The following is a 25538-nucleotide window of genomic DNA, read 5'->3' on the forward strand; positions in this document are numbered from 1 at the left end:
AAAAGCTTGCCTTCCGGCAAGCTTTTTTTTATTTATACCGTTCCTGGTTCGTGACCGGAGCCTAATGGATTGTGTTTACGTTCTGGTTTACGAACAAAATCAGTACGACCAATGTCAGCTACAGAAGAAGAGTCACCCTGATCTTTTTCCTCTCCATCATCCTGAGTTTCTTTATAGATAGTTTTTCTCTTTTCTTCGTTTTCTTGGTTATAGTTTTCTTCGTTATGGTTTTCTGGAGTAATCATAAGGATAGGTTTTAGTAAAAAAATACAATTGATTACTATAGTAACATTTATGGCGTCTTTTTGTTTATATAAAATACACTGTTGAATGAATTTCCGGGATAAGCTTCGCTATGTCCGCTTCACTTTCTGCACCGGTTTGCAGGAGATACATGGGGAAAGAAAGGCCTTTTTCGACATAAGAAGGCTGCCTATACTCAACATTGACTAGCGTAAACCCTGCCCTTTCATAAAAAGTGATTCTTCGGTCTGCGTCATGCGTTCCTGGGGGTTCAACTTCCAGCAGGACTTTTCCGCGCGATTTTTCCACATAATACTTCACGACTTCCGAACCGTAACCTGCGCCCCTTACCCGCTTGGAGATGGCAAAGTGCTCGATGAAGCACCAATCCTTTAACTTCCACCAGATTAAGAAACCAAGAACCTGTTCGGCATCAAGTACCGCATCAACATGCATGCGGGGATCTGTGAGCAGCGCTTTGAAGGATGCCCAGTCGCGCCGCTCCTGTTCAGGAAAAGCACTTTCATACAATTCCTTAATCAAAGCAAGCGCAGGATCGTCCTGGTGCTGAATCTGACGGTAATTTAGTGGCATATTTAAAGGTATAAAAAAAGCCCTGGCGATTTGCCAAAGCTTTTTAATAGGTATAAGTACAAGTTAAACGTTTACGTTTTGCTCAACAATATGTTTTACTTTTCCAACTACAAAGTCCAGTTCTTCTTTGGTATTTAATTTACTGAAAGAAAAACGTACCGAAGGCCTGCCTGGTTCTGCACCAATAGCCGTTAACACATGGGAGCCAATATTAGAACCAGATGAACATGCACTGCCACCAGAAGCGGAAATGCCATTGATATCAAGGTTAAACAACAGCATGTCGCCCATATCCATCTCCGGGAAAGATACGTTCAACACCGTATATAAGCTGGTTTCAGGGTCGTTCTCCCCATTAAAAGAAATACCAGGTACTTCTGCTGTCAGTTGTTCTTTTAGGTAGGTTTTTAATCCTTGAATATGCACCTGGTGCTCTTCCATCGAAGCATAAGCCATCTCCAATGCTTTGGCTAAACCTACAATGCCATAAACATTCTCCGTTCCGCCGCGCATGTTCCTTTCCTGTGCACCACCAAAAATCATCGGACTGATTTTAATGTTGTGGTTCACATACAAGAAACCTACACCTTTAGGGCCATGTAATTTATGTGCAGCACAAACAATAAAATGTGCTTTAAGCGCTCTCACATCATGTACATAATGTCCCATGGTTTGCACGGTATCACAATGGTAAATGGCATCATACAATTCGCAGATCTCCCCTACACGCACAATATCGGTTAAGGTTCCCAACTCGTTGTTGGCATGCATCAGGGATACAAATGAACGATCGTTTTCTTTTAACAGTTGCTCCAGGTGGTCATAGCAAATGTTACCCTTAGTGTCTGTATTTACATAACTAATTTTATCGATCACACCTGTCTTTAACAAGCTATCTAAGGTGTGTTCTACCGCATGATGCTCCAATTTAGAGGTAATGGCATGTTTAAGTCCAAAAGCGGCAATACCGCACCTAATGGCCGTGTTGTCGGCCTCTGTACCACCAGAGGTAAAGAATATTTCTGCAGGAACAGCATTTAATAAACCGGCTACCGTTTTACGCGCCTTCTCAATTAATGTTCTCACTTCGCGCCCCTGGGCATGAATTGACGATGGATTACCATAGTAGTTTTCCATCACATTAACCATTTCAGCAAGCACTTCTTTGTCAAGAGGTGTGGTAGCCGCGTTATCTAAATAGATTCTGTTCATGATTAGTTCAATTTTAATATTTCTTTGATGTCCGTGATGATTTTAGTCGCTAAAGCCTCAGCAATATTTTCATTTTCTGCTTCACTATAAATTCTGATGATCGGCTCGGTATTTGACCGTCGCAAATGTACCCATTGGCTGTCAAATTCTATTTTCAACCCATCAATGGTACTGTGTGGCTGCGCTTTATATTTCTCCTGCACCTTTAACAATAACGCATCAATGTCCATTTCTGGCGTCAGTGTAATCTTATTTTTAGAGATATGGTAATTTGGGTAACTGCTGCGTAATAAAGAGATCGATTTGCCAAATTTAGCCAAATGGGTTAAAAACAAACCGATACCTACCAGTGCATCCCTGCCATAATGTGATTCCGGATAAATGATACCACCATTACCTTCGCCGCCAATAATAGCATTGGTTTCCTTCATTTTGTTCACTACATTCACCTCTCCCACAGCAGCAGCATGGTATTCACCACCAGCTTTTTCGGTCACGTCTCTTAGCGCACGGGTGGATGACAGATTAGACACCGTATTTCCTGGGGTGTTTTTAATCACATAGTCGGCCACAGCCACCAGGGTATACTCTTCGCCAAACATGCTTCCATCTTCACACACAAAAGCCAAACGATCTACATCTGGATCTACAACAATACCAAGGTCGGCATTTTTCTGCTGCACCACTTTTGCAATTTCTGTCAGGTTTTCTGGTAATGGTTCTGGGTTATGTGGGAAGTTACCATCAGGTGTGCAATACAATTCGTGAACGGTTTCTACACCTAAAGCTTTTAAAAGCGCTGGGACAAAAATTCCACCTGTTGAGTTTACACAGTCGATAACAATTTTAAAGTTAGCCGCTTTTATAGCTGCTACATCCACTAAAGGCAGGGCCAGTACAGCGTCAATGTGTTTTTGAAGGTAGGTATCATTTAAAACTACCCTACCCAAATTATTCACTTCAGCAAAGGCGAAACTAGCGCTTTCTGCCAGGTCAAGTAATTCCTTTCCTTCGGCATCACTAATAAATTCGCCCTTATGGTTCAATAACTTTAATGCATTCCATTGTTTTGGGTTGTGACTGGCCGTCAAAATAATTCCGCCGCCAGCTTTTTCCATCGGAACGGCAATTTCAACGGTAGGGGTGGTAGAAAGGCCCAGATCAATCACTTCTATCCCAAGTCCCTGTAAGGTTCCTATGACCAGGTTATTGACCATTTCGCCTGATATACGGGCATCTCGACCTAAAACAATTTTCCTGATGTTGGTTTTGGTCAATACCCAGGAGCCGTAAGCGGCAGTAAATTTTACAATATCAATTGGGGTTAAGCCGTTTCCGGCGATGCCGCCGATGGTTCCCCGGATTCCGGAAATAGATTTTATGAGTGTCAAAGTAAGATGTTTAAGATCGTTCCAAAAATAGCAAAAATTTAGAGGCCATCATAATTAATCCCTTTGCATGCTATTCAAAATACTATCTTTGCTTTTTATTAAAATATAAATACAAAGCGCAATGCAGCGAAAATGGTTTCAATATTGGTTTAATTCGCCTTATTATCATATCCTTTATAGTCAACGTAATGATGAAGAAGCAGAATTTTTAATAGACAACCTTTCTGCATACCTGAAACCATCTGCCAGTTCCAATATCCTGGATATTGCTTGCGGCAGGGGCCGTCACGCCATTTACCTGAATAAAAAAGGATATGATGTAACCGGCATAGACCTCTCTGAGCAAAGCATTAAATACGCGCAACAATTTGAGCAAAAACACTTGCGCTTTTTTGTGCATGACATGCGCAAACTACTTTACATCAATTATTTTGATCTTGCCTTAAACTTATTTACCAGTTTTGGGTATTTCGAAACCGAAAAAGATCATGTTGATGCTTTAAAATCTTTTAGAAAAGGTATTAAAGATGACGGTACAGTAGTTATTGATTATTTCAACACCCTAAAAATACTGAGAAACCTGACCCATCAGGAAATAAAAACTGTGGATGGCATTGAGTTTCAGATCAAGAAGTTTGTATCTGATGGCAAAATCATTAAACACATCAATTTTGAACACCGGGGAAAGGACTTTGCCTTCGAAGAACGGGTGAAAGCATTTACCTTAGCAGATTTTGAAAGGATGCTTGCTTCTAGTGGTTTGAAACTTGTGGAAAGTTTCGGTGACTATGCCTTAAATGCGTTTGACGAGAACAAATCGGACCGGTTAATTCTCATTTGTAAAAAAGCATGATAGCGAGTTTACTGGAATTCGACACGGACCTGTTTTTATCGATTCACAGGGGGCTGGCCAACAACTTTTTTGACTGGATCATGCCCTTGTTACGCAACCGCTTTTTTTGGGCGCCCGTATACCTGTTTATCATTATTTTTTGTATCAGAGAGTATAAAAAACAAGGCCTTTATATGGTCGGTTTCCTCTTATTAACTTTTGCCATCGGCGATCTGGTGGCATCCCGGTTAATTAAACCAAATGTAGGTAGGATAAGGCCATGTAATGACCTGAGCCTGGCAGAAGACATTATCCACCGTGTGGGTTGTGGTAGCGGCTATAGCTTTCCTTCTGCTCATGCAACCAATCACTTTGCCATAGCCGTATTCCTGATTGTTGTTTTTTACGACCGCTGGAAACCCATTCTGCCTATCGGTATTTTCTGGGCCTTCATCATCAGTTTTGCGCAGATCTATGTTGGTGTTCATTACCCTGTTGATGTGTTGTTCGGCACAGCCCTGGGAACGACCATCGGTTTATTTACGTCTACCCTTTACAAGAAAACACAACAACGCTTATAATGGAAATCTGGAAATTGCTTGTTTTATTCTTTTGTGCCTTTTTCGGCGGATCTGCGATCTTCCTGGTGAAAAGTGACAAATCAGAATTACTAAAACTTATCCTTTCATTTAGCGGTGCCTATCTTTTTGCCATCACCGTTTTACACTTAATCCCTGATGCCTATAGCGGATCAGACGCCCATGAGATCGGTATATTTATCCTCATCGGTTTCCTTTTACAAGTGTTTCTGGAAAAGTTTTCGGAAGGTGTAGAACATGGACATATCCATAAACACGACCACAGTCACGCCTTTCCTTACGGCATCATGATTAGTTTATGTTTACACGCCTTTTTGGAGGGTATGCCCCTGGCTAAAGACCAGCATAATGAATTAATTTTTGGTATTGCGCTGCACCATATTCCTGCAGCTTTTGCACTGGCAAGTATTTTAATGCAAAGCCATTTTAAACCGGCCGGTATCTTATTTTACATTGCTGTTTTCGCCATTATGGCCCCATTAGGCTTTTATGTGAGTACAGGTTTGAGCAACGGTACCATAGGTGGTGTAGAAGCTTACTTTAATAAAATGATGGGTGTAGTGATCGGGATATTCCTGCACATCTCCACAACCATTTTATTTGAATCCAGTGTAGACCATAAAATCAATAATAAGAAAATGATTGCGGTATTGCTTGGAACGGCGATTGCCTTAATAGGTTTCTTCGCTCCCGGACATTAAGACCGCAGCTTTTCCAGCAGCAGGTTCAATTGTTCTGCCTCCGTTTCAGTCAGCCTTTGGGCAAGAAACTGCTCATTAATCGGCAGTTTTGCTACCTGTAAAAGTAATTTCTGACCGGCAGGACTAAGGTGAATATCTGTAGCACGGCGATCGCTCAGGTTATTAGATTTTAATACTAACCCTTTTTGTATCAGCCTTTCCACAATTCTGGAAGCATCACTCATTTTATCGAGCATCTTGATCTTAATCAGGTTGATGGTGGCCGGTCTGGGGTACTGTTGGTGCAGAATGCGCAATACTTGATATTGTTGCACAGTAAGGTCAAATGGCGACAATTTATCGCGCATCAGGTTATTATACCAATGATGCGTAGTGGTGATGTTCATGGCGGCTTGCTGAAAAATATTTTCATATTTTACAGTGTTCATATCTTCTTGTAATTGCATAGGGCTTTACCTTATCGCTTCTTCTGGTTATCCTTTTGTTTTCGTCCGTAGTTCCATGGGCAATGCAAACATTTGTTCTTACAGCATTTCCCACGTTTGAGGTGGTAAATTTCAGTGAATACCATTAAACCGGCATCATTAAAATAAAAGTCTACTCCTTCTATCATCCGTTAAGCAATTTCACGACCAAACTTTCTCCAAAATGTGTAATTAAGTGTGAACCGCTGCCATGAGTGGTCCAAACCTGCGCTGGTTGTACCTGAGCAATGGTATGAATAATGTCGTTCCAATCGGCATGATCAGACACATAAAGTTGAATTTGATTGTTGCGCTGCAGGTCTTTCCAGCCGCTGGCGAAGACCTTAACCACGTTAAATGTTTTGATATTGCTATGGTAAACCATAGGTGGTACAACATACACAAGGTTGTTGTTGTTTTTAAGCAGCCGCTTGTCGAAAAGCTCATACTTACCCACAACCATACCTTGTTGTTCATAAATCCTCAGGAAAGGAACAAGGCTGTGGTGCACCAGAATCCTTTTTTCCAGACAATATTTGTTGATGAGCTGTATTAAACGCTGACTTTTCCCAAGAACATAGGCACCAAGCATAATATTGGAGGTGGTGGTGTTCAATTTTAACATTTCTGTTTCCGGGTTGGGATGCTGCGTATCCGGATGTGCGAAAGTGGTTTCGGTAATCAACACATCAGCAGGAACAAATACAAAAGGCTCACAGGTCGGATCGGCCTGCAGCTTATAATCGCCGGTATACAAGTAACGGATGCCTTTATAGGTCATTAAAACCTGTGCGGAGCCTAAAATATGGCCTGCAGGGACAAAACTAAGCTCCACTTCTTTAAGCTGGAAATGCTGCTGGTAATCTTTGACTAAAAAATGCTGTGCGGCATTTTCCCGGTAGCGGTGTTTCATAAACAGGGAAGTGGATTGTGTGCAATACACATTTGCATTTCCCGGATAAGCATGATCGCCATGAGCATGAGAAATTACAGCTTCTTTAACGGGTTCTTTGGGGTCTAAATAGAAATCACCATACACACAGTACAAACCTGTTTTTGTTTGCACTAAAAAATCATCTAATATCATGTATTCTATTTTATAAACTGCTCATGCAGGGCGAGTACCTGCAAGATGATAGAGGCTGATTCCTCGTTGTGAATTAAAAAATCGGCCATTTTAATTTTGTGTTCATCGCTGAATTGTTTGTCCATCCGCGCCTGAACCTGTGCTTCGGTCACCTGGTCGCGCAGCATCACCCGCGACTTCTTTAAAGAAAAGGGTGCCACCACCACGATGGTTTTATCGCACATTTTATAGGAATCACTTTCAAAAAGCAAGGCAGCTTCTTTTAAAATATAGGGGCTGTTTGCAGGAACCTGCTCCACCCATTGATCAAAAGCACGGAATACCGCCGGATGCACCAATGCATTTAATTTGGCCAATTCAGTTTCGTTGTTAAATACAATTTGTGCGATATGTGCCTTATTTAACACCTGGTGTTCCAGGTAACTTGCTTCACCAAAGGCTTGTTTTACCCCTGCGATGAGTAGAGGATCGCTAACCATAATATCTTTGGCCACTACATCAGCGTAAAAAACGGGTATGCCCAAAGTTTCAAAAACCCGGCAAACCGTGGTTTTGCCACTTCCTATGCCACCGGTAATTCCTATTTTTAACATGTTTATTTCTCTATAATAAAGTCAACCTTCGAAGGCTCAATCTTGATCAGCTTGCAGTACTCCGGAAACCGGGTAAGGGTAACCACCAGCTGGGTGTGATGGAGTTGTTTCCATTCGTTCAAATCAACCACGGCTTCAATAAAATCTTCGTTAACTTGTTTGTAACTGGATAAAGCCACAAGAAAGGTAAGTTTCACCTTCTTAGGGTAGAGCTTCACGTTATGGTAGGCTTTGTTATTAATGATTTTTAAAGGTACTTCCAGCGTTTTCTCGGTAAACTCATCAACAGGGATTCTTACCTCCACACTGGCTGGAAAGATGTTGATGTTTTTCAAGTCACTATGTTCCATGGATACCCTTGTTTTTACGGCATGCTGAATATTTTTCAGCTTGAGGGTGTCTGTTTGCCAGGAGGTAATTTTTTCCAGCTCCTGCAAAGGTCCTGATACGGTAACATGACTGGGGTTGATGTCTATCGTAGAAGAAACGCCATACTGTTTGGTATATTCAATATCGGATATAAATTCTACAGGCACCTTTTTAACGGTACGCTGTGAAAAGTCAAAATACAGCGTATCTGGCCTTACTGATATGATCTTTTGCGATGTTTCTAATTGGTCATTAACACTGTACAACTGTTCAGAAAAAAGGATAAAATTGCGGTTATTGAGTCTCTCGAGGCTAATGGCAATGGACTGGGGTTTGATTCTTAACCGGGCAAAGAGCAACTGCCAACCGGAACCTTCCACCTGTAAATCTACCGTGTCCGACTGCAAAGGATGGAATGCCTTTTTCTGTGGGAAATTTTTATAAACCAATACTGTTTTCGCCGTGTAAATGTATTTATTGTTTAGGGCAAGGAAGAGCCACCCTCCAATAGCTAGCAGCAGGCAGACAATTAAGGCAAGAAAACGTTTCCGCTCTATGTTCGTTAATTTGATAATCGGCATAATGTAATGTAAACAAATTTAATAAAAAAAGCCGCCCCAGTAACTGGAGCGGCTCAATTCTATCGACTCATATTATGCTTTAGGTGCAGCAGCTTTTGTAGCATCTAATGAAATGGCTGTTTTATCAAATCTAATTTTCGTTCCACCTTCAACTTCAATAAGGAAAGTAGTTTCGTTCATATCAACAATTCTACCGTGAATACCTGCGGTAGTCACAATTTTATCGCCTTTTTGTAATTCAGTGATTAATTTTTTATGATCTTTTGCTTTTTTTACCTGAGGTCTGATCATGAAAAAATAAAACACGACCATGATTAATACCATAGGAACTAGGGTTCCTAACATACCACCGGTTCCTCCTGCTTGTAAAATTACTACTGATGTCATCATTTGTTCTGTTTATTATAAAGTTAATTTATGGTTGAGTTATTTCGCCTAATAAATGAACTTCATTTATCGCGGGATTGCCATTTGAGGTAACGGTAATGATCTTGTCTTGCACGCCAATTTTCCCATCACTGTTAAAAACCACATTGATGGTTCCTTCTGCACCTGGCAAGATTGGATCTTTTGGCGGCTCAGGAACGGTACAGCCACAAGTAGCAGTAGCATTCGTAATGATTAATGGTGTTTTACCTGTATTCTTAAACTTAAAGGCGTATTGAATGCTCTCCCCTTGTTTAATTTTACCAAAATCATAACTATCCTTTTCAAATACCATCACAGGAGCATCTGCAGCTGGTGTTACCGAAGCCGTCGTCTCTGTAGAAACAACTGTTGTAGTTTCTTTTGCTGTATTTTGCTGACACGAAGTGAAAAGCACCCCTGCCAACCCTAAAATAAAATAATATTTCATGTTGTTATTCTTCAATTAAACCTCTACCGATCTTTTTAATACTATCTGTACGTTTTAAATCTCCTAAAATTTTATCCAATATACCGTTAATAAAAGAATTACTTTTCGGTGTACTGTAATCTTTTGAAAGATCAAGGTATTCATTGATCGTTACTTTAACCGGAATAGAAGGGAAATTTAACAATTCACAAATCGCCATTTTCATTAAAATGGTATCCATCAATGCGATACGCTCAGATTCCCAGTTTTTAGTTCGTTCAGCAATTAATTCCTGGTATTTGTTGTTATTCTTTAAGGTATGCACAAACAAATCCTGTACAAATTTACTATCCTCTGCCCAATCCGGACTAATAGGCGTTAATTTATTAGCAAAGGGATCTTCAGAAGTGAAGTTTTTGATCGTTTTAGCCACCATCCCCTGCATCACTTCCTTATCAACCGACCAGTTAATGAATTTATCTTCAAATGCCTGGATAACGTTTTGATTTTTAAGGATAATTTTTCTGAAAATGAATTTGATGATCTCTTTAGATTCTTCCAAACCCTCGTTGTTGTCTGCTGCTAAATAAGCGGCATACTCTGGGGTAGTTTTAAGCTTGTTGTAAATAGCTTTTACGAATTCAGGATCTGCATGCCAATTGATCTGGTATTTGTTAACAGCAGCCTGGAATGCTGGATTCTGTTGTAACAAGACAATAAACTTGTTGCGAAGCAGCTTTTCATTCGGATTAAGATCCTCTTCAGTTGGAAAGTGCTTATTCGCCCTTTCAATGGTGTCGACAGCCGTATATTCGGTGATCTCTGACAGGAGTGCCAGCATGCGGGCATACATTTCGTATACGTCGTCAATGCTTTTCATCAAAGCTTTTTTCGATGATTCCAGATCTTTTTTATCTGTCATTTGCCAAGCAAAAATATTCTGCAAAGCTTTAATTCTTAAGTGCCTTCTATTTAACATGAATGTAAGAACGAGTGGTAAATTTACCTGATTATTTATTGATTATTAATATGATGATTTAATTTTTTTTATATCCGCAATTCTTTGTTCTGCAATGCGGTTAGCGGCTAATATGGTAGAGATATTTTCTTTCTTTGACAACTGTATCACATTCCTTGTGGCCTCATAGATGTTTTCAGTAAGTTGCATGGTGCGTTTTTTACCATAACCCGTTAATTCAGAATAACAGTTAATGACACCGCCAGCATTAATTAAATAATCTGGTGCGAATAAGATACCTTTCTCCATCAGCATCTGTCCATGTCTCTGTTCATCAGCCAATGGATTGTTTGCCGAACCTGCGATAATGGCAAACTTCATGTTAGGAATGGTCCGGTCATTTACGGTAGCTCCTAATGCGCAGGGCGCATAGATATCGGCATCGATGGTAAAAATTTTATCTGCATCTACCGGTTTGGCTTTATATTTACTAGCCACATATTGCAAACGTTCTGCATCGATATCACTGATAAAAACTTCTACATTTTCATGGCGTAAGAGTTCAACCAAATGTTCACCTACGCTTCCAATGCCCTGTACCAACACTGATTTACCCGCAAGCATATCTGCACCAAACACTTCTTTAACGCAGGCTTTAATCCCTAAATAAACACCTTTAGCCGTATATATAGAAGGGTCGCCTGCCCCACCAATAGATTCTGGAACACCGGTAACATGTTTGGTTTCCATACGGATAAACTCCATATCTCTGGTTGTTGTACCTACATCTTCGGCGGTAATGAATTCCCCGTTCAGGTTTTGAATAAAACGTCCATAACTGCGCATCATGGCTTCTGACTTTCCTTTGCGGGAATCGCCGATGATTACTGCTTTACCACCACCAACGTTTAAACCAGTGATGGCCGCTTTGTAAGTCATGGTTCTGGATAAGCGTAAAACATCTTCAAGGGCTTCCGCTTCTGAGCTGTAATTCCACATTCTTGTTCCTCCTAAAGCGGGACCAAGTGTGGTATCGTGCACCGCAATTATAGCCTTTAAGCCGGTATCAGGGTCATTACAGAAGACTACTTTTTTATGACCTAACGCAGTTAATTGATCTAAAATTGAAGTTACAACAGGGCTCTTACCAGACATAGAATTAGAATTATCAGATACGTCGCAAAACTAGCATAAAAAAACGTTATTTTACTTCTTTACACTAAAGTGTATAAAATAATCAGGCCTATTTGTATAACTTTACCTCCACATGAAGCACCTTCGTTTTTTAAATAAATACTTTTATAAATACAAATGGTGGATAATTCCAGGCATTTTCTTTGTCATTATCTCTAATATCTTTGCCGTTATCCCAGCGCAGGTCATCGGTCATGCCTTTAACCTCATTACGGAAAACATACAGATCTACAGGCTATTTTCAGGATTTGAAAGACAAGCCATTATTTACGATATTTTTAGCTATAGTTTGTTCTATTTTGGTGGATTGGTCATTCTGCTGTACCTCATTCGCGGACTCTTCCTGTTTTTCATGCGCCAGACTATTATTCTCATGTCCAGGCATATTGAATTTGACATGAAGAATGAGATTTATGCACATTACCAGGACCTGAGCTTAGGCTTTTACCGAAAAAACAATACCGGCGACCTGATGAACCGTGCAACAGAAGATGTTAACCGGGTGCGAATGTATGTTGGTCCGGCCATCATGTATACCATCAATACCGTAGTGCTTTTTTTACTAATCATCTCTTACATGTATTCGGTCAATGCTACATTGGCCACGTTTTGCCTGCTGCCTCTTCCTATCCTTGTCGTGATCATCTATTTTGTCAATACGCTTATTAATAAAAAAAGCGAAAGGATCCAGGAACAGCTATCTACCCTATCTAGTTTTGTACAGGAACGGTTTTCAGGCATAAGGGTCATCAAATCTTATGTTCGGGAAGAGCATACCAAGAAAATATTTGCACAGGAAAGCGAAACCTATAAACTCAACTCCATGAGCCTGGTTAAAGTGCAGGCCTTTTTCTACCCTACCATGTTGTTATTAATTGGATTGAGTACCATTCTGACGGTTTTTATTGGTGGAAAACAAGTGATCAGCGGATCCATTACCGCAGGTAATATTGCCGAATTCATCGTCTATGTCAACCAACTAACTTTCCCGGTAACCATGTTAGGCTGGGTAACCACGCTCATTCAGCGAGCCGCTGCTTCTCAAAAAAGAATTAATGAGTTTCTGAACCTCAAGACAGATATCTCCACGGGCACGGTTAAACTAGCGGATCTGCAAGGAAACATTAATTTTAAAAATGTAAGTTTTACTTATCCTGATACCGGCATACAGGCCATACAAAACGTAAGTTTTGAAATCAAAAAAGGACAACTTGCTGCCATTATCGGCCGCACAGGTTCTGGTAAATCAACTTTAGCCAACCTGATCATGCGCATGTATGATGTAGATAAAGGGGAGATTTTGGTAGATCAACAAAACCTAAAAAATCTTGACCTGAGTGTTTACCGTAACCAGCTAGGTTTTGTTCCACAAGAAGTTTTCCTTTTTTCTGACAGCATTAAAAACAATATCGCCTTTGGTTTAGACCAGGCCATAGACGAAGAAGTGGCTAATGCAGCAAAAAATGCAGCGGTTTACCATAACATCATGGACTTTGAACTGAAGTTTGAAACCATGCTAGGAGAAAGGGGCATCACCTTGTCTGGCGGCCAAAAACAAAGGGTATCCATAGCCCGTGCCATGATTAAAGATCCGAAACTGCTCATCTTTGACGATTGCCTCTCTGCGGTTGATACCAAAACGGAAGAAGAAATTCTGAGGAATTTGGGTAAAACCAGGAGCGGTAAAACTACGATACTCATAGCACACCGCATTTCTACGATCAAAAATGCCGATGTGATTATTGTATTAGAAAATGGAAAAATTGCTGAACAAGGAACCCACCAGGAGTTACTCGAACACAATGGAATCTACAAAGAGATGTACCAACATCAATTACTGGAAGAGGAAAACAATTCTGTGTAATTCTATTTTGAACTTTGAAAATTATTGCTTTATATTTACCCGAACCAAAACTAAGATCAATACCAACCATGGGAGAATTTGACAACAAAGAGAGAGAAGAGGTGTTTTCTAAAAAAGTAAGGGCAGGTAAAAGAACTTATTTTTTCGATGTAAAAGCAACGCGGTCAGGCGACTATTACTTAACCTTAACGGAGAGTAAAAAAAGATTGGAAGACGGACAATTTGTAAAGCATAAAATATTTTTATACAAAGAAGATTTTGAAAAATTTACTGAAGGTTTAAACGAATCTGTTGACTACATCAAGAACCACCAGGATGTGGTAGAGAAACGTTACGAATATGCAGAGCATTCAGAACCTCAGGCTAACAAACCAAACGATGATTTCTCTTTCTAATCGCCATTAACATTCTTTAAGCTCCATGATGGGGCTTTTTTTTACGTCAATTGCGCCAGGGCCGATGCATCCTCATTTAAAGTGACGATCAGGCCATGCAGCAGTTGTGCATTTTTATCTTCCGTAGGCAGGTTGTTATCTAAAACATCCAGAAAGTCAAAATAAAAATTCTCTAATACATCATCAGGCAGATCGATATCTTTAAGCCTCAGCTGGAAAGCCGTGTGAAAAATCAGGTGCATTAAGGAGAAGTAAAGGTCAAGGGCTTCTAATAGAAGTGATTCGTAATCTTCTCCTACCCCTTCGTCAATATAGTAGTGGAAGTTGTTTGACGCATGCTGGTGGCAAACCTCGTCTGCCATCACTTCATACTCATCCAAACCATTAATAATTAAGTGTATTTGAATATGGTCAACCACTTTATTAACAGATCCCAGCAATAATTGAACGGCAGGATCCTTGATATCAGCGAGCAACTCCATATCTTTTTCAAAGATAGAGTCCGCTTTCACCAGACCTTTTAAATCGGAAAGCTCTTTTTCAAAAGCAAGCAGGAAACTATATTTACATAGTTCACCAATTGTAAAACTCAGCACATGAGAAACTACCCCGAGTAATACTTCTTCATTATTCCTATCGTCACTCATATATTTTTTTAAAGCTAGGGAATTGTTTCCTAATTAAAAACAATGCTTTATGTCTATAGAATATTTGGCTAGTCGCAAAAAAAAGCGGGGATACAGCTATTAATAACCGAGTCCCCGCCATCTAATTAACGCTCTATTATAAAGACGTTATTTTACAGTGTTTATTGCTTTGTCGATAGGATTGTTTCATGAATTAAAAATGCAACATGGTCAACTGCCTGCATCACAATATTTGTAGGTGGTCCTTCAAAAACCACGCGGTCTTTGATTTCTATATCACCATATAACCCGTGAATAAAAATAGTACCTACCGGCTTCACTTCACTCTCACTCCCTCCTTCACTATTTAGTCCTGTAATAGATAAGTATATATCCGCAGGAACAAGGTTCATTAAGCCCAAGGTCATGGCTTCTGTAACCTCGGCAGACTCCGGACTAAAATCGTCAATCATCGATCTTTTAACATTTAGGTTGTCTTGTTTCAACCCTGCGTCATAGGTAACTAAACTGCCTTTTAAAAATTTACCGGCATTCTCCAACAAAGAAAATTCCGCGCACAGTCTACCCGCAGTGACACTTTCAGCAAACACTACGGTTAAGTTATTATCCAATAGTTCTTTACCGCATTTAATTAAGATATTTGATGGCATTTAAAAGTAATTTTATATTATTTTAAGTAAAACGTTCATCTTTTTTGATAAGGTGACTCCTTTTTTAAAAATACCTCACAAGAGCACTAAATTAAAGAAAGTACTCCATGAACGAGTATATAACGAAGACTTAAGCCATTTCATATGCCAACATGTGGTAAATACAGCTTACAAATTCTTGTTATTAGGAAAATGTACGTGTACATCACTCTGAGGGAAAGGTAGGGATATACCCTCCTTGTAAAATACCGTATAAACCGCAGACAATACACTACTCTTTAGTGTCGTCCAATTGTCAATATCATCCACCCAAAAGGTAATTTTGAAGTCAACAGAACTTTGACTCAGGTTATGCACCAACACTAAGGGAGTCGGGGTTTGCATGATGTCCTCCTTTTCGGTAACAATTTTTTTGAGAAGAACCATGACCACATCCAGGTCACTACCATAGGCCACGCCAATTACCAATTCCACCTGGCGGTGTTTATTACTTAAGGTCCAGTTTGTAAGATGCTCTGAAAGTAAGTCGCCATTAGGAACAATGATTTCAGAGCCATGCCCAGTGGCAATCTTCGTGGCCCGAATCCCCATTTCTTTCACCACACCCGTTTTACCACCAACTTCTATGGTATCACCTATCCCTACGGGTTTTTCTACAGCCAGGATAACTCCCGAAACCAGATTATTCACAATCGTCTGCAAACCAAAACCAATACCCACACTCAGCGCCCCCAGAATAATGGTAATTTTTTCTAAGGGGATGCCCGAGGCGGAAATTGCAAATAGAAAGCCAATGGAAAAAATGGCCAGTTTAATCAGCAAAATCGAAGAGCTTAACTTATTTTTCCGTCGTGCGGAAGCTGCATGGTAGTCAGAAAATTCAAAGAAATACGTAACCCCTTTGCTGATTGCCGTGGTTACCCACACCACCAGAATAAAAACAACGATACTGCCAAATGTGATCTCTATACCGCCAAGCTTATGGGTTTTTGTTAATAACTCGAGTCCATTCTCGTAAAAAGCATCCAGGATATTTAAATTACCGGCAAATAATATAAACCATAATAAGATGGCAATGATGTTCAATGCATGTTTAAACCTTTGCTGTAAACGCTCAAAGTCAAAATAAGTTGGAACTCCGGTATTTTCTTTATTCGCTTCCAATTGAAGAAACAGCGCTTCTATTAATATCCTGACGAAAATAACCAGCGTCATGGCCTGCCAAATACCGAATACCGAGGTAACTAAAAGAATTTTAGCTAAACTAAATCGCCCCATAACATTGCAAATCACTGCGATTACCTGCACCGCAATAAAAATGATCAGGAATAGACGGGTTTTTTCTGGATAGAATTCTTTGGCGTTCTTGATATTCTTCAGAAAGCGCCATCCACCATAGGCACCGGCTATACATAGTACAAATACGGCAATACGGTCTGCATACGATACCTGGATAAATAAATTACTGATGCCTGCCAAAAAGGCTAAACAGAATAAAAATAACCAATACCTGAAGAGCATTTTTGGCCAGATATCTCGTACGATGATTCCGGTAACGACCATTAAGATCAGCATCACAAACTCCATAAAAATCACCGGAGGATGATCATATATAAAAAAGGTAATAATACAGATGATGATCACCGACGACAGCCAGGGCTTCTTCACAATATAATGTACTTGTGCCCATATTTTTTCAGGCTCCGTTCGTAAACGCCGCACTTTTGCGGCGTTGTATAAAATCCAGGTGTAAAACAAGCCAAATAAAAACAGTCCGAAAAGATGTATATTCCAATTATAGGTAACAGAATAATTAAATAGCTGACGACTAAAAGTAATGGTTTTATCTGTCGCCGATTTGAAGTTCTTTACGTAATCACTTTTACTTGACTGCCATAAGTAAGGGTACTCCTTGGAAAAAGCACGGGTTAAGAAATTACGCAACTCCATGTTTATGCTGTCTTTATAAGCAGTTAAAGTAATGAAGTTATCAACAACCCTACTTTGCATTAAGCCTATGCGTTGCGCGGCCTGTTTATTAACAGAATCAACTTGGTTCCATTTATAGTTTAACACCAATAACTGATCACTGTATTCTTTTTTTAATACACTATCAGCTGGCACATATTTTAATGACGCATCATTTTTGACCTGCGATAGGCCGTCTTGTATCTGCACCAGACTTTCATTATAATTCCCAAGGGTTTTTTGCCATTCGTCCAGTTTATCTTCCTGCCTGGTTAAAATATCTCTGATGGTGTATAAAGCCCGCAAGGTGTTTGACCGGTCTGTAATCGGCGTACCTTTTTTAATGTAATCAATGATCCGTTGAATTTTCGGCAGTTCCTGATGAATTGCCGCCGTATCAAAACCTTTTGATAAAGTCTCATTCATTTGATTGAAAGAGTTTGTATAAAACTCCACCTTATCTATAAAAGTGTTTATCGAGGTATCAGTTTTCTCAACTTTCACAGAATCTTTGGAAGTCTCAGGCTTAACTGGTGTCTGTGCATAAAGATTTCCAGCTAACAACAGGAAAAAGCAACAGATGACGGAAAAAGGAATAATTTTGTACATTTTATTTCAGGCAGCTAACTAACAAAAAGAAGTCCAGTATTCGTTTTGTGAGATTTTCGGCCGAACAAAGCTAAGCTGTTTTTGTTGTGATAGTCTAAAATACACAATACTTAAACAGTTATCGCATGAAAGCTATTAAATCATATGCTGCTCAAAGTGCAGACAAACCACTGGCGCCCTATCAATTAGACCGCCGGGAACCACTTGCTGATGATGTAGAGATCAAAATATTATATTGCGGCGTTTGTCATTCAGACATACACACGGCAAGAAATGAATGGGGTGGCACCATGTATCCCATCGTTCCAGGCCATGAAATTGTCGGTACTGTTACCCGTGTAGGCGAAAAGGTTACTCGTTTCCAGGTAGGCGATACGGTAGGTGTAGGCTGTTTCGTCGACTCCTGTGGCCATTGTTACAATTGTAAGGATGATCAGGAACAGTATTGTGAAAACGGGCATTCACAAACTTATAATTCCCTGCTACAGGACAAAAAAACCATCACTTATGGTGGTTATTCCAGTCATATTGTGGTCACCGAGAAATTTGTATTAAGTATATCCGATAAACTACCGCTAGAAAAAGTAGCGCCATTGCTTTGCGCGGGAATTACCACCTACTCTCCTTTGAAATATTGGAACGTAAAAGCTGGTGATAAACTAGCCGTAGTAGGCTTAGGCGGCTTAGGACATATGGCAGTTAAACTTGCATCATCCATGGGTGCTGAAGTTACCGTATTAAGTCGTTCCCATTCCAAACAGAAAGATGCCACATCATTAGGTGCGCATCATTTTGAAATAACGACAGACAAGGACACCATGCATAAACTGGCCAACAATTTTGACTTTATTATCGATACGGTTTCTGCCAAACATGACTACAATGATTACTTGCCCCTTTTACGTACCAATGGAGTTATGATTGTGGTGGGTGTTCCTCCTGAACCTTCCACCGTACAAGCCTTTCATTTAATCGGCGGTCGCCGCAGCCTGGTAGGATCACTGGTTGGTGGAATAAAAGAAACACAGGAGATGCTCGACTACTGTGCCGAACATGGCATTACCTCCGATGTGGAGATGATCTCCATCGATCAGGTTAATGAAGCCTATGAGCGTACCCTGGCAGGTGATGTACATTACCGTTTTGTAATTGACATGGCTACGTTAACCTAATCTTATGCCCGAAGGACCATCGATTGTTATCTTAAAAGAACTCCTGGAACCTCTAAAGCTGGAAGGCCAAAAGGTGATCCAGGCAACGGGCAATACTTCCATTGAAAAAGAACGTATGGATGGGCAGCCAGTTACGGCCATCAAAAGCTGGGGCAAGCATTTATTGATTTGTTTCCCTGATTTTAGCCTTCGTGTGCACTTTCTGCTGTTTGGTACCTATCGGATTAATGAACGAAAGGAAACACCCGTACGCCTGGCTTTGACCTTTGAAAGCGCGGAACTTAATCTTTATGGCTGCTCCCTAAAATTTATAGAGGGCAACCCCGATTTGGTGTATGATTGGTCTGCAGACGTATTATCACCTACCTGGGATGAAAATGCCGCCATCATTAAACTAAAAAAACAACCTAAAACATTAGTGTGCGATACCCTGCTGGATCAGGAGGTCTTTGCCGGCGTAGGCAATATCATTAAAAATGAAGTCCTCTACCGTATCCGGGTACATCCTGCCAGCCAGGTAGGTGCCCTGCCTCCTGAGCAATTAGTAGACATGGTAAAGGAAGCTCGAATCTACAGTTTCGACTTCCTGCGCTGGAAAAAAGAATACACCCTTAAAAAACATTGGCTGGCCCACACCAAGCGAACCTGCTTAAGGTGTAACTTACCCATGATCAAGGAGTACCTCGGTAAAACTAACCGCCGTACTTTTTTCTGCACCAACTGCCAGCAGCTTTATATAAACAAGTGATCGTTGTCACATTTTAGCAAAAGCCTTATCATTTTAACATAGCCCGGTAGGTTACAATTTTGTAACATACCGTTTAGCTATGTCAAACACCAATACCATCTCTGTAGATACGCATTGTTATCACTGCGGCGAAGACTTACCATCAAGCCCTTACACTTTAGACGACAGACGATTTTGTTGTTTAGGATGCAAAGGTGTTTACCAGATTTTATCGAGCCATAATTTATGTAATTACTATGCATATAATGATGTCCCGGGGCAAACACAACAGCAACCTAAGCAGCATTTCGATTACCTTGATGAACCAACCATTGCCGCTGACCTTGTTGATTATTGCGATGATCAGGTAACGGTAGTTACTTTTTATATTCCCACTATACATTGTAGTTCTTGTATCTGGCTACTGGAAAACCTTTACAAAATCAATCCTGCAATTACACAGTCGAGAATTGATTTCTTAAAAAAACAAGTCGTCATTACCTTCAGGAACGAGAAGTCTTCCTTGAAAGCCGTGGTAGAAACCCTGACTAACATAGGCTATGAACCCCTGATCAGCCTGCAGGACGTGGTTAAGGAGCAACAAAATCATGATTCCGACCGAACGCTGATCACCAAAATCGCTGTGGCTGGTTTTTGCTTTGGCAACACCATGTTACTTAGCTTCCCCGAATATTTCGGTTTATCTGAACTGGAAACAGCATTTAAAAACTTTTTTGGCTGGCTTAACATCGCTTTTGCCCTTCCGATAGTGCTTTATAGTGCAACAGATTATTTCAAATCGGCCTGGATTAATTTAAAAAACGGGGTGCTTAACCTCGACTTCCCCCTTGCCCTGGGCATTGCCGTCATGTTTATCCGTTCCCTTGTTGAAATAGCCACTTATACCGGGGCAGGTTTCATTGACACCCTATGTGGGCTGGTGTTTTTCCTGCTGGTTGGCAAATGGATGCAACAGCATACCTATCACCACCTTTCCTTCGAAAGAGACTACCGTTCTTACTTTCCCGTTGCCGTAACTGTAATTGAAAACGGAAAAGATAAACCCCTGCCTTTAGGTGATTTAAAAAAGGGTCACCGCATCCTGATTCGCAGCAATGAAATTATTCCTGCAGATGCCATTTTACTTCATGGCACAGCTAAACTTGATTTCAGCTTTGTAACGGGCGAATCTAAATCCGTAGAAAAGGTATTGGGTGAAGTGGTGTATGCCGGGGGCCGCCAGTTAGGTGGAGCCATTGAATTGGAAGTGATCAAACCTGTTTCACAAAGTTACCTCACTCGCCTTTGGAACAATGAAACCTTTACGGCCGATAAAGACCGCATTAAAACTTTTAGCGGAACGGCCAGTAAGTATTTTAGTATTGTATTAGTCTTGGTAGCCTTTTCAGCTGCAGTATTCTGGCTATTTTCAGACCCTCCTAAAGCCTGGGCCTCCTTTACGGCAGTGCTCATTATCGCCTGCCCTTGTGCCCTGGCCCTGAGTTCTCCTTTTACCTTAGCCGCTGTATTAAGTGTATTCGATAAAAATAAGTTCTATTTAAAAAACACCGCCGTTATCGAAGAACTGGCTAGAATTGATACGTTCATCTTTGATAAAACAGGAACCATCACCAACCCAAAGGCTTCAGGTTTCACCTTTAAAGGCGATTTAAATACCGAAGAAAAACAAGCCATCAGTGATTTAGCACGAAACTCCGGACATCCTTTAAGTCGCGAATTGGTAAAGTGGATCGATTTACCCACGCAGTACCAGGTATCAGATTACCGGGAAAAGGTAGGCCGTGGTGTTATGGGCGCCGTAAACGGACTGGACATCAAACTGGGTAGTGCAACTTTCCTAGGTCTTACGTTACAAGACTTACCTCAGGGCAGCCATGTTCATGTGGTGATTAACACTATTTATAAAGGGTATTTCCTTTCCGGACAGCAATGGCGTACCGGCTTTAAAGATTTAATTACCAGCCTGGGTAAACGTGCCGATCTGCACTTATTGTCGGGCGACCAAGACCATGACCGCATTAACCTTAGTCCCTTTTTCCCTAGTCTCCAGCAGATGCACTTCCGGCAGTCGCCACAAAACAAACTTGACTATGTACTAAACCTGCAGCAAAAAAACAGAAAAGTATTGATGTTTGGCGATGGTTTGAATGATGCGGGTGCGCTGAAACAAAGTGACCTTGGTGTAGCCGTTACCGACGACATCAATAACTTTACACCGGGTTGTGATGCTATTTTAGATGGTGCAAACTTCAACAAAATTCCTCAATTCATCCAACAGGCTAAAGATGGGGTAAAAGTGATCCACATGAGCTTTGCCATCTCCCTTACCTATAACTTTATTGGTCTATACTTCGCTGTACAGGGCGTCATGTCACCCCTTTTTGCTGCTATACTCATGCCCATCAGCACAGTAACCATCATTTTATTCACCAGCATCGCCGCCAGGTTATATGCCAGAAAAAACCGTTTATTATGAACATGATCTATATGTTAATCGGAATCAGCATCCTGCTGGCATTGATTTTCCTGGCCGCCTTCTTCTGGGCTTCAAAATCCGGCCAAAACGACGACACTTATACACCTGCCATCAGAATGTTATTCGACGACGAGGTGACCGAACAGCCCAGTGAAAAAAGTGACGAGGATCACACTTCACGTTAACAACCATCATTCCCCCAAAAACAATAGCCTTGTAATTTTACCACATCAAAACCATCCACTATTTAAGTATGACTGAGAAATTCTACTACGACAACAAGATCGTCAGAAACTTTGCCATTGCGACCATCGTCTGGGGCATCGTTGGCATGTCAGTTGGCCTCCTCATTGCCATGCAGCTATTTGAACCTGCGTTGAACATGGGAAGTCAATACACCACTTTTGGCCGGGTAAGGCCACTACACACCAATGCCGTTATTTTTGCCTTTGTAGGAAATGCCATCTTCATGGGCGTTTATTACTCCATTCAGCGTTTGCTAAAAGCAAGAATGTACAGCGATACCCTAAGTAAAATACATTTCTGGGGTTGGCAGCTTGTCATCGTTGCCACAGCCATTACACTACCTTTAGGGTTTACCACTTCGCATGAATATGCAGAAATGGAATGGCCTATAGATATTGCCATTACGGTAATCTGGGTGGTATTTGGAATCAACATGTTTGGAACAATATTCAAACGCCGTGAAAAGCACATGTACGTAGCCATCTGGTTTTACATTGCTACCTTTGTTACGGTTGCTGTTTTACACATTGTTAACTCTTTTCAATTACCAATATCGGCTTTTAAAAGCTATTACCTGTTTGCAGGGGTACAAGATGCACTCGTACAATGGTGGTATGGCCACAATGCAGTTGCATTCTTTTTAACTACACCTTATTTAGGGATGATGTATTATTTCCTTCCTAAAATGGCGCAGCGCCCAATTTATTCTTACAAACTAAGTATTCTTCACTTTTGGTCCTTAATCTTTATTTACATCTGGGCAGGTCCTCACCATTTATTGTATACCTCGCTACCAGGCTGGGCGCAATCCTTAGGTGTTGCTTTCTCTATCATGTTAATTGCACCAAGCTGGGGCGGTATGATCAACGGTTTACTAACATTGCGTGGTGCCTGGGATAAAGTACGTGAAGATCCAAAACTGAAGTTTATGGTCGTTGCATTAACGGCTTACGGTATGGCTACTTTCGAAGGCCCCATGTTGGCTTTCAAACAGATTAATGCCATAGCACACTATACCGATTGGATTGTTGCACACGTACACGTTGGCGCTTTAGGCTGGAACGGATTTTTAACCTTCGGTATTTTATACTGGTTAATTCCGAGAATCTATGCTACTCCTTTATACTCTAAAAAATTAGCCTCCTTCCACTTCTGGATCGGCACACTAGGTATTATATTTTATGCTGTTCCCTTATACTTTGCCGGTTTTACCCAAGGTTTAATGTGGAAAGAATTTACTGAAGAAGGCGTATTAAGATACCCTAACTTCTTAGAAACCATCATTCAGATTCTCCCAATGTATGTGTTGAGAGCTATTGGTGGTGCCTTATACTTAACAGGTGTCATCGTGATGACTTACAACCTGATCAAAACAGCACTTGCAGGTAAATTAGTTGCCGATGAAGCTGCAGAATCACTTCCGCTGGCTGCTACATATGTGCCTGTAGGTTCTGATAAAAAGCTTCACCGCGTAATTGAACGTAAACCAATGGTATTCCTGGTTCTTTCGCTTATCGTGATTCTGATTGGTGGTATGGTAGAAATGATGCCAACCTTTACCATTAAGTCTAACATTCCAACCATTACCAGTGTAAAACCTTACACACCGCTGGAGTTACATGGTAGAGATGTGTACATCAAAGAAGGCTGTGTAAACTGCCACTCGCAAATGATCCGCCCTTTCCGTTCAGAAACCGAACGTTACGGCGAATACAGTAAAGCTGGCGAATTTGTGTACGACCACCCGCACTTATGGGGATCTAAACGTACCGGACCAGATTTACAACGTGTGGGTCAGAAATATACCAACGTATGGCATTTCAACCACATGCTGGATCCTCAAACCATGTCGCCGGGAAGTATCATGCCCCCTTATGAATGGCTAACTACACAGGTACTTGACACCACGACCACCATTGCTAAAATCAACGCCATGCGAACCCTTGGAGTTCCTTATGCAGAGGGTTATGAACATCAGGCTAATAAAGACCTGGATATTCAGGCCAAAGCCATTGCTGTTGATTTAAAGCAAAACAACGTGAAGGTAAAAAGTGATAAAGAGATTATTGCTCTTATTGCTTACCTGCAACGATTAGGAACAGATATTAAAGCAAAATAACCTTTAAAATATAAAATTATGTTTAGGCAATTTTTAAACCAGGTAGACGACAAACAAGTGTATTTACTGATCTCATTGGGCATATTCTTTTTCTTTTTCATCATGGTGGGCGTTATGCTCCTCCTGATGAAAAAAGAGGAAGTAAATCACATGAGCCAACTGCCATTAAACGACGAAGACTAGACTATGAGTTACGCAGAAATTCTGGTGATTGCCTTGGGCATCACCGCCGTTATGATCCTTGGGGTGTCGATTCTCCTGCTTAAAGTAATTAAATTTTATGTTAAGGAGAGCGCAAACCCTACCCCATTTGCTACGCCAGCAGAACGAGCTTTAAGGTTGCAGGCCATTGAGGCTGCAAAAGCAACACAGAAAACTGGCCCTACCTTGCTTGAAAAATTGATGGGCCTCCGCCCATTGGCAGAAGAAAAAGACCAGGTAATGGAGCATAAATTTGATGGTATTACCGAGTTAGATAACCCTACTCCAGGTTGGTTTATGGTATTATTCTATGGCTCCATCATTTTCGCCGTCATCTATATGTTTAACTATGAGGTTTTTGGTTATGGACCTAACCAGGAAGAGGAATACCTTACCGAACTGGCACAGGCAGAAACAGACAAAGTTGCCTTTTTATCCAAACCAGGTAATTCAAAAAATGCCGTTAATGAAAACAACATCGTGCAAAGCACAGATGCTGCAGTGATTAACAGTGGCCTTGCATTATACACTACCCGTTGCACTCCTTGTCATGGTGAAAAAGGCGAAGGTTCCGTAGGCCCTAACTTAACCGATGAGTTCTGGCTTCACGGTGGAAAAATCAGCGATGTGTTCAAAACTATTAAATATGGGGTACCAGAAAAAGGAATGGTGGCCTGGGAAAAATCGCTGAGTGCATCACAGCTTTCCGACCTCACCAATTTTGTGATGTCCCTGAAAGGTTCAAACCCTCCAGGTGCTAAAGCGCCACAAGGCGATAAACAACCATAAA

At 40.8% G+C, this 25538-nt stretch carries 28 protein-coding genes; 12 read left to right on the forward strand and 16 right to left on the reverse strand.

The window, feature by feature from the left end:
• Positions 1–32: 32 nt before the first annotated feature.
• The 4 genes from IWX76_RS05470 to glmM all read right to left on the reverse strand — a co-directional run bounded on the left by IWX76_RS05470 (position 33) and on the right by glmM (position 3440).
• A complete protein-coding gene (locus IWX76_RS05470; protein ID WP_196858843.1) occupies positions 33–245 on the reverse strand; it encodes a hypothetical protein in 213 nt (70 codons plus the stop codon).
• Between the two features lie 64 nt (positions 246–309).
• Positions 310–837, reverse strand: a complete 528-nt coding sequence (locus tag IWX76_RS05475; RefSeq protein ID WP_196858844.1) for a GNAT family N-acetyltransferase — start codon at positions 835–837, stop codon at positions 310–312.
• A gap of 63 nt (positions 838–900) precedes the next feature.
• Positions 901–2049 (reverse strand): cysteine desulfurase family protein, encoded by a 1149-nt coding sequence (locus IWX76_RS05480; RefSeq protein ID WP_196858845.1) that lies wholly within the window; start codon positions 2047–2049, stop codon positions 901–903.
• 2 nt (positions 2050–2051) lie between these two features.
• Positions 2052–3440 carry a phosphoglucosamine mutase gene (gene glmM / locus IWX76_RS05485; protein ID WP_196858846.1) on the reverse strand — a complete coding sequence of 463 codons (1389 nt, stop codon included), beginning with the start codon at positions 3438–3440 and terminating at the stop codon, positions 2052–2054.
• 121 nt (positions 3441–3561) lie between these two features.
• Here glmM and IWX76_RS05490 point away from each other — a divergent pair, with 121 nt between their 5' ends.
• The 3 genes from IWX76_RS05490 to IWX76_RS05500 all read left to right on the forward strand — a co-directional run bounded on the left by IWX76_RS05490 (position 3562) and on the right by IWX76_RS05500 (position 5572).
• Positions 3562–4293: a class I SAM-dependent methyltransferase gene (locus IWX76_RS05490; RefSeq protein WP_196858847.1), complete on the forward strand. Its 732-nt coding sequence runs from the start codon at positions 3562–3564 to the stop codon at positions 4291–4293.
• A gap of 230 nt (positions 4294–4523) precedes the next feature.
• Positions 4524–4853 carry a phosphatase PAP2 family protein gene (locus IWX76_RS18165; RefSeq protein WP_442952251.1) on the forward strand — a complete coding sequence of 110 codons (330 nt, stop codon included), beginning with the start codon at positions 4524–4526 and terminating at the stop codon, positions 4851–4853.
• Positions 4853–5572: a ZIP family metal transporter gene (locus IWX76_RS05500; RefSeq protein WP_196858849.1), complete on the forward strand. Its 720-nt coding sequence runs from the start codon at positions 4853–4855 to the stop codon at positions 5570–5572. The genes IWX76_RS18165 and IWX76_RS05500 overlap by 1 nt, the downstream gene beginning before the upstream one ends.
• Here the strand turns inward: IWX76_RS05500 and IWX76_RS05505 are convergent.
• The 9 genes from IWX76_RS05505 to IWX76_RS05545 form a co-directional block, all read right to left on the reverse strand.
• Positions 5569–6018 (reverse strand): MarR family winged helix-turn-helix transcriptional regulator, encoded by a 450-nt coding sequence (locus IWX76_RS05505; RefSeq protein WP_196858850.1) that lies wholly within the window; start codon positions 6016–6018, stop codon positions 5569–5571. The genes IWX76_RS05500 and IWX76_RS05505 overlap by 4 nt on opposite strands.
• An 11-nt stretch (positions 6019–6029) precedes the next feature.
• Entirely contained in the window at positions 6030–6185 is a 156-nt protein-coding gene (locus IWX76_RS05510) for a DUF5522 domain-containing protein (RefSeq protein WP_196858851.1), read from the reverse strand.
• Positions 6182–7123, reverse strand: coding sequence for an exonuclease (locus tag IWX76_RS05515; protein WP_196858852.1), 942 nt, complete (start codon positions 7121–7123; stop codon positions 6182–6184). Before IWX76_RS05515 ends, IWX76_RS05510 begins: the two co-directional genes overlap by 4 nt.
• A 5-nt stretch (positions 7124–7128) precedes the next feature.
• Positions 7129–7716 carry a dephospho-CoA kinase gene (coaE, locus tag IWX76_RS05520; protein WP_196858853.1) on the reverse strand — a complete coding sequence of 196 codons (588 nt, stop codon included), beginning with the start codon at positions 7714–7716 and terminating at the stop codon, positions 7129–7131.
• A gap of 2 nt (positions 7717–7718) precedes the next feature.
• Complete coding sequence (locus IWX76_RS05525; RefSeq protein WP_196858854.1) at positions 7719–8666, reverse strand: CdaR family protein; 948 nt, start codon at positions 8664–8666, stop codon at positions 7719–7721.
• 72 nt (positions 8667–8738) lie between these two features.
• Positions 8739–9053, reverse strand: a complete 315-nt coding sequence (gene yajC, locus IWX76_RS05530) for a preprotein translocase subunit YajC (RefSeq protein ID WP_196859055.1) — start codon at positions 9051–9053, stop codon at positions 8739–8741.
• A 28-nt stretch (positions 9054–9081) separates the two neighbouring features.
• A complete protein-coding gene (locus tag IWX76_RS05535) occupies positions 9082–9522 on the reverse strand; it encodes a DUF1573 domain-containing protein (RefSeq protein ID WP_196858855.1) in 441 nt (146 codons plus the stop codon).
• Between the two features lie 4 nt (positions 9523–9526).
• Positions 9527–10423 (reverse strand): transcription antitermination factor NusB, encoded by an 897-nt coding sequence (nusB, locus tag IWX76_RS05540; protein ID WP_334641283.1) that lies wholly within the window; start codon positions 10421–10423, stop codon positions 9527–9529.
• Positions 10424–10525: 102 nt separating this feature from the next.
• Positions 10526–11614 carry a Glu/Leu/Phe/Val family dehydrogenase gene (locus IWX76_RS05545; protein WP_196858857.1) on the reverse strand — a complete coding sequence of 363 codons (1089 nt, stop codon included), beginning with the start codon at positions 11612–11614 and terminating at the stop codon, positions 10526–10528.
• Between the two features lie 112 nt (positions 11615–11726).
• On the opposite strand from IWX76_RS05545, the gene IWX76_RS05550 reads away from it, so the two are divergent.
• Together IWX76_RS05550 and IWX76_RS05555 are read left to right on the forward strand one after the other, a co-directional pair.
• Positions 11727–13517, forward strand: a complete 1791-nt coding sequence (locus IWX76_RS05550; protein WP_196858858.1) for an ABC transporter ATP-binding protein — start codon at positions 11727–11729, stop codon at positions 13515–13517.
• 68 nt (positions 13518–13585) lie between these two features.
• Complete coding sequence (locus IWX76_RS05555; protein WP_196858859.1) at positions 13586–13912, forward strand: DUF3276 family protein; 327 nt, start codon at positions 13586–13588, stop codon at positions 13910–13912.
• 41 nt (positions 13913–13953) lie between these two features.
• On the opposite strand, the gene IWX76_RS05560 is transcribed toward IWX76_RS05555, so the two are convergent.
• From IWX76_RS05560 to IWX76_RS05570, 3 genes are all read right to left on the reverse strand, one after another.
• The gene (locus IWX76_RS05560; RefSeq protein WP_196858860.1) at positions 13954–14559 is read right to left on the reverse strand and encodes a hypothetical protein; all 606 of its coding nucleotides are present in this window, start codon (positions 14557–14559) and stop codon (positions 13954–13956) included.
• A gap of 161 nt (positions 14560–14720) precedes the next feature.
• Positions 14721–15209 carry a CinA family protein gene (locus tag IWX76_RS05565; RefSeq protein WP_196858861.1) on the reverse strand — a complete coding sequence of 163 codons (489 nt, stop codon included), beginning with the start codon at positions 15207–15209 and terminating at the stop codon, positions 14721–14723.
• Between the two features lie 168 nt (positions 15210–15377).
• Positions 15378–17786 carry a mechanosensitive ion channel family protein gene (locus IWX76_RS05570; RefSeq protein ID WP_196858862.1) on the reverse strand — a complete coding sequence of 803 codons (2409 nt, stop codon included), beginning with the start codon at positions 17784–17786 and terminating at the stop codon, positions 15378–15380.
• A 125-nt stretch (positions 17787–17911) separates the two neighbouring features.
• Here IWX76_RS05570 and IWX76_RS05575 point away from each other — a divergent pair, with 125 nt between their 5' ends.
• From IWX76_RS05575 to IWX76_RS05605, 7 genes are all read left to right on the forward strand, one after another.
• On the forward strand, positions 17912–18958 hold the full coding sequence (locus IWX76_RS05575) for an NAD(P)-dependent alcohol dehydrogenase (protein ID WP_196858863.1): 1047 nt from the start codon (positions 17912–17914) through the stop codon (positions 18956–18958).
• Between the two features lie 4 nt (positions 18959–18962).
• Positions 18963–19706, forward strand: coding sequence for a DNA-formamidopyrimidine glycosylase family protein (locus IWX76_RS05580; RefSeq protein WP_196858864.1), 744 nt, complete (start codon positions 18963–18965; stop codon positions 19704–19706).
• A gap of 79 nt (positions 19707–19785) precedes the next feature.
• The gene (locus IWX76_RS05585; RefSeq protein WP_196858865.1) at positions 19786–22182 is read left to right on the forward strand and encodes a heavy metal translocating P-type ATPase; all 2397 of its coding nucleotides are present in this window, start codon (positions 19786–19788) and stop codon (positions 22180–22182) included.
• Positions 22179–22367: a cbb3-type cytochrome oxidase assembly protein CcoS gene (gene ccoS, locus IWX76_RS05590; RefSeq protein WP_196858866.1), complete on the forward strand. Its 189-nt coding sequence runs from the start codon at positions 22179–22181 to the stop codon at positions 22365–22367. The genes IWX76_RS05585 and ccoS overlap by 4 nt, the downstream gene beginning before the upstream one ends.
• A 68-nt stretch (positions 22368–22435) precedes the next feature.
• Positions 22436–24547 carry a cytochrome-c oxidase, cbb3-type subunit I gene (ccoN, locus tag IWX76_RS05595; RefSeq protein WP_196858867.1) on the forward strand — a complete coding sequence of 704 codons (2112 nt, stop codon included), beginning with the start codon at positions 22436–22438 and terminating at the stop codon, positions 24545–24547.
• A gap of 18 nt (positions 24548–24565) precedes the next feature.
• On the forward strand, positions 24566–24730 hold the full coding sequence (locus IWX76_RS05600) for a hypothetical protein (RefSeq protein ID WP_196858868.1): 165 nt from the start codon (positions 24566–24568) through the stop codon (positions 24728–24730).
• 3 nt (positions 24731–24733) lie between these two features.
• A complete protein-coding gene (locus IWX76_RS05605) occupies positions 24734–25537 on the forward strand; it encodes a cbb3-type cytochrome c oxidase N-terminal domain-containing protein (RefSeq protein WP_196858869.1) in 804 nt (267 codons plus the stop codon).
• The last annotated feature ends 1 nt before the right edge of the window (position 25538 follow it).

It is taken from the genome of Pedobacter sp. CAN_A7 (assembly GCF_015752175.1).
Classification (GTDB): Bacteria; Bacteroidota; Bacteroidia; order Sphingobacteriales; family Sphingobacteriaceae; genus Pedobacter.